Origin of the sequence: Ruegeria halocynthiae (assembly GCF_900106805.1) — a bacterium.
GTDB classification, from domain to species: Bacteria; Pseudomonadota; Alphaproteobacteria; order Rhodobacterales; family Rhodobacteraceae; genus Ruegeria; species Ruegeria halocynthiae.
In genome coordinates this window covers 17102-34355 of sequence record NZ_FNNP01000010.1, presented here as the reverse complement: position 1 = coordinate 34355, position 17254 = coordinate 17102, and the positions used below count along the sequence as shown (strand labels likewise).

Here is a 17254-nt window from a genome sequence, read left to right as displayed (position 1 = left end):
GTCCTACCCTTTTTGTTGCGCCGCACGGGCACGGGGGCCTGTGAAATATTCCTGAACCCAAGGATGATCGACCTTGGTCATGTCTTCGATAGGACCTTCAACCAGCACACGTTTTTCCGCAAGTACTGCGATGCGATCACAAATGGCATAAAGACTGTCCAGATCATGTGTCACCATGAACACTGTCAGCCCCAGCGCATGCTGAAGCTCTCCGATCAGGTCATCATAGGCGGCCGCCCCGATCGGGTCCAATCCGGCAGTTGGTTCGTCCAGAAAGACAATCTCGGGATCCAATGACAAGGCGCGGGCCAGAGCTGCGCGTTTGCGCATCCCCCCTGACAATTCCGAAGGAAATTTACTGCAACTCAGATGTGGTAACCCGACCAGGCTGATCTTGAGCCCCCCAAGTGCAGCCATCAGGCTTTCACTGATGCCGGTATGTTCTCGCAATGGCGCCATCACGTTCTGCAGCACGGTCAGCGAAGAAAACAAGGCCCCATCCTGAAACGCCACGCCCCAGCTTCTTTCGATACGCTGTCGATCTTCTTCTGGCCCGTTCAGGACATCTACGCCCAGAACCTCAATGCTGCCAGCCTTTGGCTTGTTCAGTCCCACGATCGTGCGCAGCAGCACCGACTTACCTGTGCCTGATCCTCCGACGACGCCCAGTACCTCGCCACGCCAGACGTCAAGATTGAGATTTTCATGCACCACCTGTTCACCGAACTGGTTGGTCAGGTTGCGGACGCGAATGACGGCTTCGCGCTGTGTATCGCTTTTGGGTCTGTCCTTCAGGGCGGTACCGTCCATGTCAGACCCCCAGTTCCGAGAAGAAGATCGAGAACAGAGCGTCGATGGCAATCACCATGAATATCGACTGTACGACCGAGGCGGTCGTGCGCTGGCCAACACTTTCGGATGAGCCTTTAACCTGCATTGCCTGCCAGCAGGCAATGACCCCGATCACCAGCGCAAAGAACGGCGCTTTGATCATCCCGACAGCCAGCTGTGCGACACCGGTGTTTTCCTTAAGCCGGGTCAAGAACATACCAGGGCTGACCCCGAGGTCGATCCAACTCATCAACGCTCCACCGATCAGGCCAGCCATATCGGCGACAAAGCCAAGAATGGGCAACATGATCAACAGCGCCAGAACGCGGGGAATGACCAGAACTTCAATCGGATCCAACCCCAGAGTGCGCATCGCATCAATTTCTTCCTGCACCTTCATCGAACCAATCGAGGCCGTAAAGGCCGACCCGGAGCGGCCTGCGACAATGATCGCGGTCAGCAGAATACCCAGTTCACGCAAGATCGAGATCGAGATCAGCTCGACGACGAAAATTTCGGCCCCGAACTGTTTCAGCTGTGTCGCACCCTGAAAGGCCAGAACGACGCCGATCAGAAAACCCATCAAAGAAACGATGGGCAACGCCTTGAAGCCGACCTGTTCCATCTGTGACACCAATGCAGCACGACGCAGCCGCCATGGCATGATCAATGTCCGAACCAGCCGATGCAAAGTAAGGCCTAGAAAGCCGACGATCGAAAGAGTGTCCTGCCACGCACCGAAAGTCTTTTCACCAATCCGGGCAACCCAGTTGACGAAGCCCCGAGGAGGGAGCTCGTCTCCCGTCATTTCGGATATGTTGTGTGAGACCGTCTCGATCAACGAAGAGTGCGCGGGGTCCAACCCTTCAAGCCGTACCTGAGCGCCTGATGATCCCAATCGTTGCACGAGATTGGCAACAAGCCACGCACCTCCGGTGTCCAACGATTGCACCTGTGCCATGTCCACGACGACATCTTGGCCGTTCGGTCGCAGCGCCGCGAAATCCTCCTCGACATGATCCAGCGACTGCGTACGCAGATCCCCCGCGATCCGTATGCAAACGCCGGTTGCGTCGCTCTCGGAAGTTATCGTCGGTCGTGTCATAGCAGTATGTGATGTCAAACGCCGGGTGACTGCAATGGAATTGTTAAGACAAGCCAATATTTTGAGCCGAATCATTGCGATGGCATGACAGTGAAAACCGCATAAGCCGGGTCGAAGTGAAGAAAGGTGGAAACATGAGAACCGTAGCTTGATTTCATGTGTCCCGCACCCGCGGCAAGATGTGGTCCTACGACTTGCATGGGGACCAGATACGGAGAACCGTTAATATTCAGATAATTATGACATATGTCTTTGTTGCAGTATCGTGAGGCCAGAGTTTTCCTGTTGTGGTTGGATTTATCGAACAGGCGGCTTGGTCGGCAAGCAAAGGTATCATTGTTAAGATGCCTTGTCGCCACATCGTCGACCTTTGCCTCGGATGCCTGTCTGGCGTGGATTGTGAGGTGGATTATGGTCGATTGGCTGGTGAATATTCTTCAGGCTTATCCCGAATTGGCAGTGTTTCTGTCTATCGGAATTGGGTTTCTCGTTGGCCCATGGAAGGTGATGGGTTTCAGTTTGGGCACCGTCACAGCAACGCTGTTGGCTGCGGTGGTGATCGGACAAGCACATATCGAAGTCGATTCGGCGGTCAAATCGACATTTTTCATCATGTTCATTTTTGCCGTGGGATACGGTGTCGGGCCACAATTCATGCGTGGTCTCAAAGTGGATGGCGCGCGCGAGGTGTTCTTTGCGCTCAGCGTATTGGCCTTGTGTCTGGTGATCCCGGTCGTCGCCGCCAAGGTGGCGGGGCTGGAACTGGGTTATGCCGCAGGTCTCTACGCCGGTTCGCAAACGATTTCAGCTGCGATTGGTGTGGCAACCGACCAGATCGGCCAACTGGGGTTGTCGGCAGAACAGGCCAAAACCTATGCCAACCAGATCCCAGTGGCCTACGCGGTGACTTATATCTATGGCACGATTGGCTCGGCAATCATTCTGGCCAAGATCGGGCCACGTCTGATTGGTGTCGATCTGGTCGCAGCCTGCAAGGAATATGAGGCCAAGTTGGGTGGCAGCACAGCAGTAGAAACCGGTGACGGCATCGTCTCAGCCTATCGCGCGATCGAGACGCGGGCCTTTGAGATACCTGAAAACAGCGATCTGCTGGGGCAGCCCGTCAAAAGCCTGTTGCCCGGTGTACGTATCTACGCCGAACGTCTCAGACGCGACGGGAAGGTCATCGAAGTAGAAGACAACACAATATTGCAGGCAGGGGATGTTGTGATGTTCTCGGGCCGTCGCGCTGATTTGGTAGGCTTACTTGAGACCAGCTTGACCGAAGCGGACGCACCTGAGCTGTTGAGCATTCCCTCTGAAAAGCTGGATGTACTGATCGCCAGCAAGGAAGTTCATAACAAAACCCTTGAAGAGTTGAGCAAGTTGTCGATGGCGCGGGGCATCTATGTCTCGAAGTTGATGCGAAATATGCAGGATCTACCGCTGCTGCCGGGGACGGTCGTGCATCGCGGTGATATCATCACGATTCAGGGTAGCAAACGGCACGTCGAGGCGGCAATCGCCAAGATCGGCTATGCGGATCGCCCGGTCGACACTACAGATCTGGCTTTTGTCGGCTGGGGAATTTTTATCGGTGGTCTCATCGGAACGCTGTCGGTTATGATGGGGGGCTTTCCGATCAGCCTTTCGACGACTGGCGGCGCGCTGCTGGCCGGGCTGATACTAGGTTGGCTACGGACAGTGCATCCGACCTTTGGTCGAATTCCGGGTCCTGCACTTTGGCTGATGAACACGCTGGGCCTGAACGTCTTTATCGCGGTGATCGGGATAACGGCAGGGCCGGGATTTGTCGCCGGGCTGCAACAGGCTGGTATCGCGTTGTTGCTATGGGGGATCGTTGCAACTTCGCTGCCGATGATCTTTGCGATCTATGTCGGGCACTACGTGTTCAAATTCCACCCCGCAATCTTGTTTGGTGCCTGTGCCGGTGCTCGGACCACCACGGCCGCGTTGGGTATGATCCAAGAAGCCGCGCAAAGCCGCATTCCGGCGCTTGGCTATGGAATGCCCTACGCGATCGGTAACACATTGCTGACCATCTTCGGCATGGTCGTTGTTTTGATCCTAAGCTGATTTGGAGAGGTTTGCATTATGGATAGAGTAACGCTGCACGACTACGAAGCCCTCAGCCCGTTTCAGATCAAGGATGAGCTGATCAAATTGGCCTCGGCTGAGGCACTCAAAGCTAATTCTGCCTTCCTGAATGCGGGTCGGGGCAATCCCAACTGGGTTGCCACTCGCCCGCGTGAGGCATTCTTTGCCCTCGGCCAATTTGCCATAACTGAATCCAAACGAGTGATGAACCACCCTGCTGGATTGGGCGGAATGCCTGCACAGAAGGACTGTCATGATCGGCTGCAGAGTTGGGCGTCTGATCACGTAGAGACGCCGGGCGTTGACACGCTTCTTGAGGTGGTCGCTCATGCTATCGCGGCATTTGAGTTTGATGCCGATGAGTTTGTGCATGAACTAACAGATTCAATCATCGGTGATAATTATCCAGTCCCTGACCGTATCCTGAAACACAATGCCGCTATAGCCCATGAATACCTGATGTGGTCCATGTGTAGGGGTCACCGGCCTGACGCTCAGTTTGATCTGTTCGCGGTCGAAGGTGGCACGGCGGCGATGTGCTATATTTTCAAGACACTCAAAGCCAATCGGTTGCTGAACCCCGGTGATACGATTGCGTTGTGCACTCCGATCTTCACCCCCTATCTGGAAATGCCCGAGTTGGAGGATTACAGCCTTGAATCCGTCCATGTAGAGACCGATGAGAAAGACGGTTTCCAGCTCACCGACGCCGCCATTGAAAAGCTGAAGGACCCCAAGATAAAGGCATTTTTCCTGGTAAACCCCGGTAATCCGTCCTCTGTTGCGCTCAGCACCGTGTCACTGCGCAAACTGGCGGATCTGGTGGAAAATCACCGCCCTGACCTGATCGTGCTGACGGATGATGTTTACGGTACATTTGTGCATGATTTTACCTCGGTCATGGGGCATCTGCCGCGCAATACAATTGGGGTGTATTCCTATTCGAAGTACTTTGGCTGCACTGGCTGGCGGCTTGGCGTGATCGCGGTCGCGCAAGACAATATCTTCGATCTCAAGCTGGCGGATCACCCGGACGAGATCAAACAGACTCTGGATAAACGCTACGGAACGCTCAGCCTGACGCCGCGCGATATCCGGTTTATCGACCGGCTTGTGGCCGATAGCCGAGATGTCGCCCTGAATCACACGGCTGGTTTGTCGCTGCCACAGCAGGTCATGATGACGCTGTTCTCGCTTTGTGAATTGGTTGATAGCAAGAAAATCTATCAGGCCGCCTGCATGGAATTGGTCCAGCGTCGTTTCAGGCTACTGACCGAAGCGATGGGGATCGAGGTGCAAGCGGGTGAACACTACGACGCCTACTATGGCATCATCGATTTCGAATACTGGCTGCGAAAATATGTTGGTGAAGACGTGGTGACCTGGATCAAGCAGAACGTTCATCCGTTGGATATCGCGTTTAAACTGGCCGAGGACTATGGCATCGTCTTGTTGAATGGCAGCGGGTTTGATGCACCTGGATGGTCGGCACGCGTGTCCTTTGCCAACCTACCGGATGAGGCATATTCGCAGATCGGAACGGCGGTTCGATCGGTTGCGCGTGGCTATGTGCAAGCTTATCGCGCAGCGAACAATTTGCCGCTGCATGGCTAGATCAAATTCCCTACACCTGCGCCCGAACTGGTGTTACCCATAGGCGCAGGGGAGGATGAATTTGGAAATATCCGAACAGCGTATCAAGGCGATGACAACGGCGGGCCTGAACCTGATTGGGCAGGCTCTTTCGATCTATGATAGCCAGTTGCGCCTTGTGGTCAGCAATCTGCGGTTTCAGGAAATGTTCGATTTGCCCGGCGCGCTTGTCGAGCCAGGTGCGTTGTTTCGCGATACCATTCATCTTCTCGCCAGCCGGGGGGAATACGGTGCCGAAGGTGACGTTGACGAAATGGTTGATACCCGCGTTGCGCAGGCTTTGGCATTTGAGCCGCATTATATGGAGCGGATACGGCCTAATGGTCAGGTGATCTCGGTCGAGGGTGCTCCGTTACCCAATGGCGGTTGGGTGGCAGTCTATACAGACATCACCCGTACCAAACAGGCCGAAGATTTGCTGCGCGCCCGCTCAGAAGAACTGTCGGATCAGCTTCTAAGCCACGCAGAGGAGTTGTCCGCAACCAACCGTAAATTGGCCGCGACCATCACAACACTGGAAGAAGCGAAACGTCAGCTGACCGAGATCGAGGCGCGGACGCGAATGACGACCGAGATGATGCCCGCACATATTGCCCATCTGGATGCCGACGGGAGGTACGATTACTCTAATCGTCGCCTCAGTTCTGTATTGCCTGGTCGCCCTTCCGATATTCTGGGCCTTCATGTTTCGCAGGCTCTGGGACCCTCGGCCTATGACAGAGTGAAGCCGCATCTGGAGCAGGCATATAGCGGGCAGCCTTCGGTGTTTGAATTTACCGAGGATCAAGACTCGCGCCGCATCCGGGTCTCCTTCACTCCTGATCAAGTGGGTGGCGTTTATGTCATGTCGGTGGATATCACCGAAGAAACCCAAGCCCGGGTAGCGCTCCAGCAAACGCGACGAAGGGCTATGGCCGCGCAGATGACCAGTGGGCTGGCGCATGATTTCTCAAACCTGTTGACCATCATATTGGGTATGCAGGCCCGGCTAGAAAGGATGGATCTGTCTGACGAGGCGAACCAGCTTGTCTCTGCCACGCAACAGACTGCACGTAGGGGCGGACAGTTGCTGAACCGCATCGCTGACATGACCGGCAATCGGACACCTCAGCCGCAGGCGACGGAAATGCGCGGGTTACTTGAGGATTTGCGCGTACTTGCAACGCCGTCCTTGCCACGCGGCATGGGATTGTCGGTGGTGAATACACTGCCTGACAAAGCATTGATGCTGGATCCAGGCATGGTGCAGGATGCGATGCTAAATCTCGTGCTGAATGCGCGTGATGCTTGTGGTACATCTGGCCAGATCACGATCAGTGCGCACGCTATCGGAAAAATATGGGTTGAGATCACAGTATCCGACACTGGTCCCGGATTTTCTCCGGAGGCTCTGAAGAAGGCGTTGAATCCTTTCTTTACGACTAAAGGCAGCGATGGATCGGGGTTGGGGCTGCCGATGGTCTATGACACAGTCAAACTGGCGGGGGGGGATCTGAATTTGCGCAATACGCCCTCTGGCGCATCCGTTGTGATACGCCTGCCTTACCGGCCTGCGCCACCTGCGCAAGCGGGTCTGGTATTGTTGGTCGAAGACAACGACGAACTGCGCAGCCAGTTCCGAGATATGCTAGTCGGCTTGGGGTGTTCTGTGATCGAGGCAAGCTCTGTCGAGGAAGCACTGGCTTTGGCCTCGGACGTCAGTGACATAGCGTTGGTTCTGTCCGACATAAGGTTGGAAGGAGACGGCACCGGCATCGATATCGTCGACCGCTTGAACGGAGCTCTGCCATGTATCTTGATGACGTCGCTGCCCTTAACTGATCCGCTGCATCATAAAGCACTGACCCGTGCACCTGTTTTGAGCAAACCATTCACGTCGTCGCAATTGTCGGCACTGATCCGAACCGAGGCCGCCTAGATGACCCTACCATTGGTGACCATTCTTGATGATGAGCCCGAAATTCGCCGAATATTGACGGACGCATTGGAAGAGGCGGGTTTTCGAACTCAGAGTTTTGCCCGTGCGCGTGAATTCGAAGCGTCGCTGAAACGAGTCACTCCGGACCTTTGTCTGGTGGATCTGTCGCTGCCAGATACCGACGGGCTGGCGCTTGTTCATCGGCTGGCATTGGAACAGGGCGCCGCCGTCATCATCATTTCGGGCCGCGTCCAAGTACAGGACCGGATAACCGGGCTGGAGCTTGGGGCGGATGATTACATCACCAAACCCTTCGATCCTGCTGAGGTCATAGCACGTATTCGCGCCCGCCTGCGGTCATCCGGTCCGGTGACACAGAACTCGGACGTCGCCGAGTTCAATGGCTGGACAGCTCATTTCGACAGATATGTCCTAATCGACGCTGATGGCACCGAAACACCGTTCAGCCATGCCGAAGGTGAGGTCTTGCGCCTGTTTCTCGAAAGCCCAAAACGCCTGATCAGCCGCGCCCGAATGCAGGAGATGCTGGGTGGCGGCGCCGGTGACAGCTTTGACCGGGCGATGGATGTACGAATTTCACGCTTGCGGACAAAGCTGGGGGAAGATCCCAAAAAACCGCGTCTGATCAAAACAATATACGGGGCGGGGTATATCTTTCTGGGTGATGTTGCGTGGTCGTAAACGGTTGGTGCTGACCCGAAAAGCGTCTTGATTATCTCGATTGCTTCGCAAAATTGCATCTGACATTCAGACTACTCACTTGATATGCTCTTATGCTTTGCCCTGAATTCCGTTCTGGCATGGACCGCTACATCTTGTGGAAGGTGCCTTGAGAGCCCGAGCGTCAATGAGTGATCAAGGTAAGGGCATTCATTCGTTATCATCAGGTGCATCAGTTATCGAAGGTCGCACAAGTCCCCGCTCGGGATACTTGGGCCGCAATAGGTTTCAAGCAAAGCTGAAAGCTCTTCTTGGTGACGGGTCAGAGCGCTTTCTCGTAGCGTGACCAGAACCAACTTCCGTTGAAGAGAGTCATGGGCGTCTATGAGCTTCAGTTCTGGTATTCGATACCGTTCAACGTCGGGAACTGGCAGAAGCGTGAAACCAAGACCAACAGTAACACACTCCATTATGGCTTCTAGATTGTCGAGAACGATCGTTTTGGATCGCGCTGGGCGTTCATATTGCAGCATTGCTTGCGCGATTAATTTGCCTATTCCAGTTTCCGGCATGAAGTGAAAGAAATCACTTTCGTGGAGGAGAGATTGAAAGCCATTATTGAGAAGGTTTTTGTGGGCTGCGAAAACGAACCTCTCTTGCTTTAGTACACGGGCAGACAATTGGCTTGGAAGACCATCTGTATCCGTGATTACGGCCGCGTCCAGCTGACCCATCAAAACCTTGCTCTGAAGATTTGCGGACAACCCGGTTTCAAATTCAAACGTTGCATACGCAAGTTGTTGTGTTGCCGCCTCCAGAAACTTTGGCAGCAAACGCACTGCCGCAGTCGTGATGAAACCCAGACGAAACTGACCTGCGAGTTCATCGCCTGGACGACAGATTTCAAAGATTTTTCCCTCGTGCTTTAGCAGAGGTATCGCCTCTTTTACGATGGCGCGGCCAGTTGGCGTAAGGCGAGGTGGCCGGACCGACCGGTCAAACAACGTGACGCCCAAAGCCTGCTCCAGAGATTTCATCTGCATGGAGAGTGCGGAAAGGGTCAATCCAAGTTGGTCCGCCGCTTTGGAAAACGATTGAACCTGAGACACTTTGACGATGCTTCTGAGGGGCTGGGTGTGCATAACTTCAGCAATCTTTGATTTATAGTTGATACTAATTTGATAGTTGTGAAATACAAGCCGTGTTATCTTTGGGTAATCACGTTTCCGTGAGCGCGCTACACCAAGGTAAATTACAATGACTCATCCTCTTGTTGTCACCGCCCAAGAGTTGGCTTCGGAATTTGAAAAGCGTGCCGCGCATTGGGATGAATCCCGTAGCTATTGCTGGAGCAACGTTTCAGCCTTGGCAGATGCTGGCATCATGGGCATGACAATCCCCAAGGCGCTGGGCGGGCAGGGGGCCAGCTTCCTGGATGTTGTTGAAGTCGTGGAAGAAATCGCAAAGGCGTGCGCGTTAACCGCGCGCATCGTTGTCGAGGCAAATATGGGCGGCATCAGTGCCGTGATGGCGTATGGCACCGAAGAGCAGAAAGCGTTTTGTGCCCAGCATGTACTGGCCGGAGACAAGCCCGCGATTTGCATCACCGAACCCGATGCTGGCAGTGCCGCGACAGATATGAAGACAACGGCCCAAAGGCAGGGGGACATCTACGTTCTGAACGGGCACAAGCATTGGATTACGGGTGGAGGAGTTTCCAAGCTTCACCTTGTTTTTGCCCACGTGATTGATGAGGCAGGAGAAGAACTTGGCATTGGTGGGTTCATTGTATTCGTCGACCCGACCAGCGGGGATCTGCCCTGCGGATTTGAAGTCATCGGCCGTGAGAAAACGCTTGGTATTTGTGGTATGCCCGAAGCGGAACTGCGATTTAGCAATCTGGAAGTTCACGAACGTTGGTTATTGAAGCCGCCCTCCGGTTTCAAACGTGGGTTTGCGGATCTCATGGAAGCTTACAATTCTCAGCGGGTTGGGGCGGGTACAATCGCGATGGGTGTTGCGGTGGCTGCCCTCGACCACGCCAAACGGTATTTGCTGGAACGTGAGCAGTTCGGTCGTCCTCTGGCCGAGTTTCAAGGCCTGCAATGGATGGTGGCGGACATGGACACAAACCTACGTGCAGCGCGTCTGCTGCTTCAGGAAGCAGCGTGTTCGAAAAGCCCGAACGGAAGGCCGTTTCCTGACATGACGATGGCTGCGCGGGCGAAGCTTTTTGCGTCTGAAACCGCAATCAAAGTCGTGAATGATGCACTTCAGATGTTTGGCGCGCGTGGATACAGCGACAGAGAGCCGCTAGAGCGCATGCTCCGGGATGTTCGCATGTTTACAATCGGTGGCGGCACAGCGCAGGTGTTGCGCAATCAGATAGCCGGTTCAGTGCTTGGCATCAAATGTCCGCAAACCCGAGATGGATATATGAGATTGGCCACTGCCGATCAGAGCATGGCTGCGGAATAAAGTCGAGGCCAACCAAGTGCCCGGTTGGCCAGCAGGCGCACACGAGCCCAAACATGTGTCAGGTTCTGGTCAACTCTGTCTGATATCCAAACAGCGCAGGCAATCCTCCGGTATGTATCATCACGACCTTTTGGCCGGGTTGGATGCGGTCTTTCTGTATCAGATCCAGTAGGCCAGCAAAGGTTTTGGCGGTATAAACTGGGTCAAGGAAAACACCTTCGACACGCGCCATCAATTCAAGCGCCGACTGTGTTTTTTGTCCAACTCTGCCATAACCCGGGGCCAGCGCCCCGTCCCAGGTCTTGATGTCTGCGGTTACCAAAGCCGGGTCGATGCGTAAAAGATCAGACAACATTTGGAGGATGGTTTTCATGCGTTCAAGCTGCAGTTCGCTGCTTCTCCGTACGCAAATCCCGAAAACCTGGGCGCAACTGCTCGAGGCTCTGATCCCGGTCAACAGCCCACCATGGGTCGCGCCGCTGCCAGATGGTACGACAACGGCATCAAAGTTCTGCATCTGCTGGCACAATTCCTGACCGGCGGCGACGTAGCCGAGTGCGCCAAGCGGAGGGTGATGTAGCCCGAGATGAATGACATAGGGTTTGTGCCCCTGAGCCCGCAGTTCATCCGCGCGCGTATGCAGGGCCGCATCTGCGCCTGCCTCATCTTCGCCGACAGGATAACTCATGTGCTCGGCCCCCAGAATTCTGGCCAGCAGTACGTTGCCGGACTGATAATAAACCGGCCCCATATCGGGGACGCGTTCCTCTAGCTGAAGGACGGATTTCATGCCCAGTCGTGCTGCCACCGCGGCCGCCGAACGTACAAAGTTAGACTGAACTGCCCCCGTGATTAGAATGGTGTCGGCGCCCTGTGCTTGCGCGTCTCCGAAATAGAATTCCAGCTGTCGGATCTTGTTTCCTCCGAACCCAAGTCCGGTCAGATCATCGCGTTTGATCCAGAGGTCGATTCCCAGTTTCTCTGACATCCGGTCAAGCCGCTCCAACGGCGTTGCACCGGACATGAGGCGCGTTCTTTGAAAGCCGGTCAACAAATCATTTTGTGTCATCTGATACCTACTAATTTTAGGCCACCGCGTAGGCGCGTTGCAAGAGAACATAACAGGCCACGAGCGAAATTGCGCGGATGGCAGATTTGGCTATCGCCTGCGGCAGATAAGACCGGAGAGTGCGACCCAGAACGCCCCCGACCGCTGCAATCGTGGCTAGATACCACAGCTGCGCCCCAAGCGGGATCGAAGACCAGTTTGACAGGCTGTGCAATAGAAACGCAGTGCCATACGCAACCAATGCAATCGGCTGGACAAGAATGGCAACCTCTCTTGCGGTGTAGCCCTTTGCGATCAGACCGAAGACCATCAAAGGACCGGGTGTGGCAGCCCAAACGGTCGCCAATCCTGACAGCCCCGAGACAGTAATAAACCCCATGGGTCCTAGTTTTGTGTGAACCGGAAAAAGGGTCGAAACTACGCCGATCAACAACAGGATTCCGGTCAACGCCAGTACGAAAGCTTCGCTGAGCCAGGGGTAGATGGAAAGTCCTAGCATGACGCCAACCAGACACCCGATAACCCCTTTCGTGATCGTTTGCCGTTCAACGGTCAATATCCGCCAATCCGTGGCGACCACCGAAACGATCGTGTTCAACAGCAAGAGTGCCGGGATCGCCGTCGCTGTCCCCAGCAGGATCATCATGGGAGGGCCGGCCAGAATGCTAAACCCGATGCCGACACCAACCTGGAGCACCGCGCCCAGGCAAACGGCTAATATCAGAACGGACAAATCCAATGACACGTCATACTCCCACCAGCACGTTCAGCGCAAACCACGCGTGAATTGTCGAACGAACCCTGTCAGCATGTATCCGGTTTGGCCGGGGTCTGAAACCATGCATCTGCATATCCCGTCAGTCCCAAGACATAATACCCGAATATGTGCCGCGCGCGGATACTGAATGTGCCATCTGGGCCAAAATCGTGAGGTCGAAAACTGGCAGTTTAAGGTCTGACTGTATCCGCGCGGTATAGGGAGACAAGTCTGTACATTCCAACACCAACGCGCGAATGTCTGAATGCTCAGCTATCAGGTCACGCGCTGCCTGCAGAGCTTCGATCAGGTCAGTGTCCATTCTTGTGTGCGCGTTTAGAATCTGGCCAAAGAAAACTGACGAAAATCGACATTTAGGGAACGCTCGGATACGAGGTCGACCACCAACTCTCCGGTTTTTGGGGCCATCACCAACCCATAGTGAGAGTGCCCAAACGCCGTGTAGAGCCCTGGCTTGCCGTCCACCTCACCGATGGCAGGCAGGCTGTCCGGAAAAGACGGGCGCCGAACCATCCAGAACCGCGCATCTGCCGTATCGAGATCGGGTATCATGGCCTTGGCCTGAGCAATCAGGATTGATTTCTTCTGCGGATCTTGTGGTGCGTCTATGTCCGCAATCTCGGCAGTTCCCGAGACCCGCAGCCCACCGATCATGGAACTTGCGACTACCTTTGCGTCCACATCCATGACCGAATTGTTCAGACTGCACGACGGGATTGGGAATTTGACATGATACCCGCGCTCGGCGACCAAAGGTATGGTCAGCCCCAGCGGTTTCAACAATTTTGCCGACCAGACCCCGGCCGCAAGCACGATACGTTGCGCCTGCAGTGGTTCATCCGACGTTGTGATGTGCCAATCCGCATTCGACCGAGTTGGCTGATGGAGCAGACGCGCTAGATTAGAACGGGTTGGTGGAATACTTGGCACCAACTAACGCAAGAAAGGTCTGTTAAGATTTGTTTTCAAATCGCACTGAGATTTTGTCTTGCGTCGCGATACTTTGACAACTCAGGATAAGGCCTTTTGAGATGTCGTCGTCTTCAAGTGCCATGCGGTTTCGCATATGAACAGTGCCCTGCTGGAGGAGCGCCACGCAAGCGCCACAAACTCCAGACTGACAACTGAACGGTGGGTTCAGACCGGCTGACCGGGCAGCATCGAGTATGGTTTCACCGGCTCTGACAGGAACATCAAACGTTGCACCATTCAGTTCTATTCGGGCTTCTGCTTCTACGCCCGATACGCTCATATCGCTTTCGGTATCCCCGCCAAAGCTTTCCATGTGAATACGTTGATCTGGAACGTCCAGATCAAGCAGTGCAGAGCGGACATCAGAGTTCATCTTGCCTGGACCACAAATCCAGTATTGGGTGTCCTGCGCCACTGGAGGTGTTTCAGAAATCGACACCTGAATGGCTTCTGCATTCAACCGCCCGGTCCGCCAAGGCAAAAACCAACTAAGAAGGGCGGGCCGAGACAAGACATGCCTTACCGAGAACCGCTGTGGGTATTGCGCCTGCATCTGTTCAATTTCATCGCGGAGCATGATGCTATTCGCATCTGTATTGCCAAAGACCAGATGCGCCGAAGAATGTGGTTCTTCGGTCAACACCGATCTGATCATCGCATAAAGAGGCGTGATACCGCTGCCTGCCCCGTAGAAATAGTGGGTGCGGCGGTTCAGCTTTCCGGGGATCAGGGTGAATTGGCCAAAGGGAGGCATGATGTCGACTGTATCGCCAGCAGACAGCGTGTCTCCTATATGGTTTGAGACGATCCCACCTTTCACGCGCTTGAGTGTGATGCGCAGTGCTGAACCCGGCGGGTTCGAGATGGTATAGCTGCGCCGGTGCTCTTCGCCGTTGATCCGGAGCCGGATCGTCAGATGTTGCCCGGACGTCCATTCAAACAGATCTTTCAACGCAGGCGGAACATCAAACATGATATTGGTTGCCGCGCCATCGATATCTTTGCGTATCTCTGACACGGTCAGAGCGTGAAAGTTTCGTTGCATCGTGTATTCCGTCATCGGTAATCGTAGGTTGTGGTCAATGAGCGGATCACCGTCCTGCCCAGATAGGGCGCAAAGACAAACTCATCCGTTTGGCGCATTTTCCCAGTGTGTCCGTGCCAGTCGTAATCGACGTAGGACACGGCAGTGACAAGCGGCACGCCATCTTCAGTACGCAATGATACTTCGGGCGCAGACCGACTGGTTTCCCGGTACCCCTCCATTGCCGTCGCGATCTCAGAAGCATCCCATTCGGTGTTCTCCGAAACACGATACATAAAGACGTCCTCTTGTTGGCCCGCCCCATACTTGATGACGATCCTATGCTCTGCATCGTGGTGCCAATCGCGCCAGGTCTCTAGCAAGCCTTGTTCGCCCTGTGCTTGCAGGATTCGCGCAGCAATGTTTTCAGGAGCGTCTGCCTGAACCGTCAGGACCAGAGCGGACGCAAGCGCAACGCCGATCAGGATGGCTTGAAACGGCCGCATCATTGCTCTCCGAGGCTTGAGTTGTCTTGCATGAAATGCAGCACCACTTTCTGGTGCTCAGTAATCGGACTTTCGCCAATCCCGGCCGGCCCGATCTCAAGGTAAGGGCTTTTCAGAGATTTCTGCTGTTGTTCACAGGCATAGATATCCTCGGATGTGAAATCACCCGACGCCATCGGATCATCTTCAGCAGTAACATCAATCCCGTGATACTTTGGGCCGCCGAAATCTTTCCAGAATCCCCAGCTTTTCCACTGTTGTTTTTGGAATGCCCAGTCCGATGCGTTGGCCAGTTTGGTGCGGTTCTCGATCCGCGTCAGATCAGGCGCCAGAGGAGTGATGATGAATAGGTTCCAGCTTTCTTCACTGGCTCCGATACCAATGCCGGGAAACAGCATTGGAACCCACGCGCCGACATGAGGCTCAGCGATTGTACGTGGCATCGGAAGGTTGGCTTCATGGCCCTTGGCATAGGCTGCAGAGGGAGGCTCCCAGAAGTGATAATGTGGTCCCTTCCACCCATACTCGGCCTTGGCATGGTCATACATATGCAGTGTATTCGAATGCAGATGGCTCAGGTGGTAGACGTCGATGTAGTTTTCCACGACGATCTTCCAGTTGGCCTTGATCTCGTAGCTGCTCCTCCCTTCGGTGTATTCGATCAGGTCCTCGGGCTTATGTGGCCCAAGGTATGGGTCAACTTCCCCGAACCATTCAGCAAGAGTAAGAGCATTCGGGTTGGGGTGAACAAATAACATGCCCCGCCAGACGTCTACGCTTGCAGGCTTGAGGCCGAGACAGGATTTATCGACGCCGCCGGGGAATTCGGATGACTCATCCGGAACCGAGATCAGATTACCTTCCAGATCGTAAGTCCAGTCATGATAGGGGCATGTCAGTGCTTTTTGGGTCTTGCCGACTGCACGGATCAGCTGTGTGCCCCGGTGACGGCAGATGTTGTGAAAGGCGCGCAGCCGGTGGTCCCGACCCATGACAATGAACAGATTGTTCAACCCGGCCTGCACCGACAGGAAGTGCCCCGGCGCAGGAATATCCTCTACCAGCCCGGCAAATCGCCATGTGCGCGAGAAGATATGCTGCTGCTCACGATTGAACCAGTCCTGAGATGTGTAGGCTTCGGCAGGCAAGTGGTGGTACATTTTGGACATCAAGATACCTTAGGAAAGCAGGTTTGCGTATCGAGGGAAAATACTGGCCGCGATCATCATCAGGCCAAGAACGGCCCATAGGGCAACAATGGACCAATAAAGGGCCGGGTCGTCGCCTCGATTGACTTCAAAAACTAGAAAGGCCTGTCGATTCATGATCGTTGGGATGACCCACCAGACAAAGAGCAGGCCCCAGACCCAATAAAGACCTATCACAGTGGCCACTAACAAAATGGGCAGGGCGACATAGTTCACGGTTCTGGTCGGACTCATGACTTTGCCTCCAGTACGGAGGCCAGCAGAGAAGCCGCCAGTTTCAATTCCGCGCGCCATGCTTCGGGTGGGTTCAAAGGTGACAGTGCGTCCATGCTGACAAAGATCGCTGAAATGCCCTGAGTCACCGCGCGAATGCGTACGTCAAGTGCTGAAGGGGCCGCGCGTCGCAAGATTGACTCGACCACGTCATAGAATTCCTCAAGGCTGTCCATCAGATCTTGCCGCAACTCGGGGCGATCTGTGACCGTAGTCACCAAAGCTTGATAAGCCAGCATTAACCTAGTGTCGGTGCCGCCATTCTCTGCAAACAGCGCATCTACAAGATCAGATGGTGTCGCCTTGGACGGCAGCGCCTGGTGCAGTTCGTCAAGTGAGGCAGAGAAACCATTCAAGGTATGTTCAGCCAGTGCGGCTATCATCTCGTCCTTGTTTCCGAGGTAATGGCGCAGGAGCGGACGCTTGACGCCAGCCTCTTCCGCAATCCGCTCTTGTGTCGCACCTTCAAGCCCGAAGCGGGCTACACATGTGAGGTAGGCATCGAGAATCTCGTGGGATCTTTGATCTTTCAGAGAGGGTCTTGGCATTAGTTCCTCATAAATTGTCATGATTGACAAATAACATTCGATTTATAATTGTCAACAATGACAAACTATGTGAAAATACAGAACAACAGGCC

General features: G+C 54.5%; 17 protein-coding genes. 5 read left to right on the top strand and 12 right to left on the bottom strand.

Annotation, left to right across the window (positions count from 1 at the left end; all coding sequences use genetic code 11):
* Window positions 1–3: 3 nt before the first annotated feature.
* Both BLU89_RS17935 and BLU89_RS17930 read right to left on the bottom strand, forming a co-directional pair.
* Complete coding sequence (locus tag BLU89_RS17935) at window positions 4–810, bottom strand: ABC transporter ATP-binding protein (protein WP_074738599.1); 807 nt, start codon at window positions 808–810, stop codon at window positions 4–6.
* A gap of 1 nt (window position 811) precedes the next feature.
* Window positions 812–1936, bottom strand: a complete 1125-nt coding sequence (locus BLU89_RS17930; protein WP_074738598.1) for an ABC transporter permease — start codon at window positions 1934–1936, stop codon at window positions 812–814.
* A 411-nt stretch (window positions 1937–2347) separates the two neighbouring features.
* Between BLU89_RS17930 and aspT the strand changes: the two genes are divergently transcribed.
* From aspT to BLU89_RS17910, 4 genes are read left to right on the top strand one after another with little or no spacing between them, the layout of a single operon-like run.
* Window positions 2348–4033, top strand: coding sequence for an aspartate-alanine antiporter (aspT, locus tag BLU89_RS17925; protein WP_074738596.1), 1686 nt, complete (start codon window positions 2348–2350; stop codon window positions 4031–4033).
* An 18-nt stretch (window positions 4034–4051) separates the two neighbouring features.
* Window positions 4052–5668, top strand: a complete 1617-nt coding sequence (locus tag BLU89_RS17920; RefSeq protein WP_074738594.1) for a bifunctional aspartate transaminase/aspartate 4-decarboxylase — start codon at window positions 4052–4054, stop codon at window positions 5666–5668.
* 55 nt (window positions 5669–5723) lie between these two features.
* Window positions 5724–7625: a PAS-domain containing protein gene (locus BLU89_RS17915; protein WP_074738592.1), complete on the top strand. Its 1902-nt coding sequence runs from the start codon at window positions 5724–5726 to the stop codon at window positions 7623–7625.
* A complete protein-coding gene (locus BLU89_RS17910) occupies window positions 7626–8327 on the top strand; it encodes a response regulator transcription factor (protein ID WP_074738590.1) in 702 nt (233 codons plus the stop codon).
* 215 nt (window positions 8328–8542) lie between these two features.
* On the opposite strand, the gene BLU89_RS17905 is transcribed toward BLU89_RS17910, so the two are convergent.
* Window positions 8543–9448 (bottom strand): LysR family transcriptional regulator, encoded by a 906-nt coding sequence (locus BLU89_RS17905; protein ID WP_074738589.1) that lies wholly within the window; start codon window positions 9446–9448, stop codon window positions 8543–8545.
* Between the two features lie 115 nt (window positions 9449–9563).
* On the opposite strand from BLU89_RS17905, the gene acdA reads away from it, so the two are divergent.
* Window positions 9564–10784 (top strand): 3-sulfinopropanoyl-CoA desulfinase, encoded by a 1221-nt coding sequence (gene acdA, locus BLU89_RS17900; protein ID WP_074738587.1) that lies wholly within the window; start codon window positions 9564–9566, stop codon window positions 10782–10784.
* 58 nt (window positions 10785–10842) lie between these two features.
* Here acdA and BLU89_RS17895 read toward each other — a convergent pair whose 3' ends face one another.
* The 9 genes from BLU89_RS17895 to BLU89_RS17855 all read right to left on the bottom strand — a co-directional run bounded on the left by BLU89_RS17895 (window position 10843) and on the right by BLU89_RS17855 (window position 17162).
* The gene (locus tag BLU89_RS17895) at window positions 10843–11853 is read right to left on the bottom strand and encodes a D-cysteine desulfhydrase family protein (protein WP_083347793.1); all 1011 of its coding nucleotides are present in this window, start codon (window positions 11851–11853) and stop codon (window positions 10843–10845) included.
* Window positions 11854–11869: 16 nt separating this feature from the next.
* Window positions 11870–12598 carry a TSUP family transporter gene (locus tag BLU89_RS17890; protein ID WP_074738585.1) on the bottom strand — a complete coding sequence of 243 codons (729 nt, stop codon included), beginning with the start codon at window positions 12596–12598 and terminating at the stop codon, window positions 11870–11872.
* A gap of 112 nt (window positions 12599–12710) precedes the next feature.
* Entirely contained in the window at window positions 12711–12932 is a 222-nt protein-coding gene (locus BLU89_RS17885) for an aspartate/glutamate racemase family protein (RefSeq protein ID WP_074738583.1), read from the bottom strand.
* 14 nt (window positions 12933–12946) lie between these two features.
* Window positions 12947–13561, bottom strand: a complete 615-nt coding sequence (locus BLU89_RS17880; RefSeq protein ID WP_074738581.1) for an NAD(P)/FAD-dependent oxidoreductase — start codon at window positions 13559–13561, stop codon at window positions 12947–12949.
* A gap of 22 nt (window positions 13562–13583) precedes the next feature.
* On the bottom strand, window positions 13584–14648 hold the full coding sequence (locus tag BLU89_RS17875) for a ferredoxin--NADP reductase (protein ID WP_074738579.1): 1065 nt from the start codon (window positions 14646–14648) through the stop codon (window positions 13584–13586).
* 11 nt (window positions 14649–14659) lie between these two features.
* A complete protein-coding gene (locus BLU89_RS17870) occupies window positions 14660–15133 on the bottom strand; it encodes a hypothetical protein (RefSeq protein ID WP_074738577.1) in 474 nt (157 codons plus the stop codon).
* Window positions 15133–16302, bottom strand: coding sequence for an aromatic ring-hydroxylating oxygenase subunit alpha (locus BLU89_RS17865; protein ID WP_218129431.1), 1170 nt, complete (start codon window positions 16300–16302; stop codon window positions 15133–15135). The genes BLU89_RS17870 and BLU89_RS17865 overlap by 1 nt, the downstream gene beginning before the upstream one ends.
* 9 nt (window positions 16303–16311) lie before the next feature.
* Window positions 16312–16575, bottom strand: coding sequence for a hypothetical protein (locus tag BLU89_RS17860; protein ID WP_074738575.1), 264 nt, complete (start codon window positions 16573–16575; stop codon window positions 16312–16314).
* A complete protein-coding gene (locus BLU89_RS17855) occupies window positions 16572–17162 on the bottom strand; it encodes a TetR/AcrR family transcriptional regulator (RefSeq protein ID WP_074738573.1) in 591 nt (196 codons plus the stop codon). Before BLU89_RS17855 ends, BLU89_RS17860 begins: the two co-directional genes overlap by 4 nt.
* Window positions 17163–17254 lie beyond the last annotated feature (92 nt).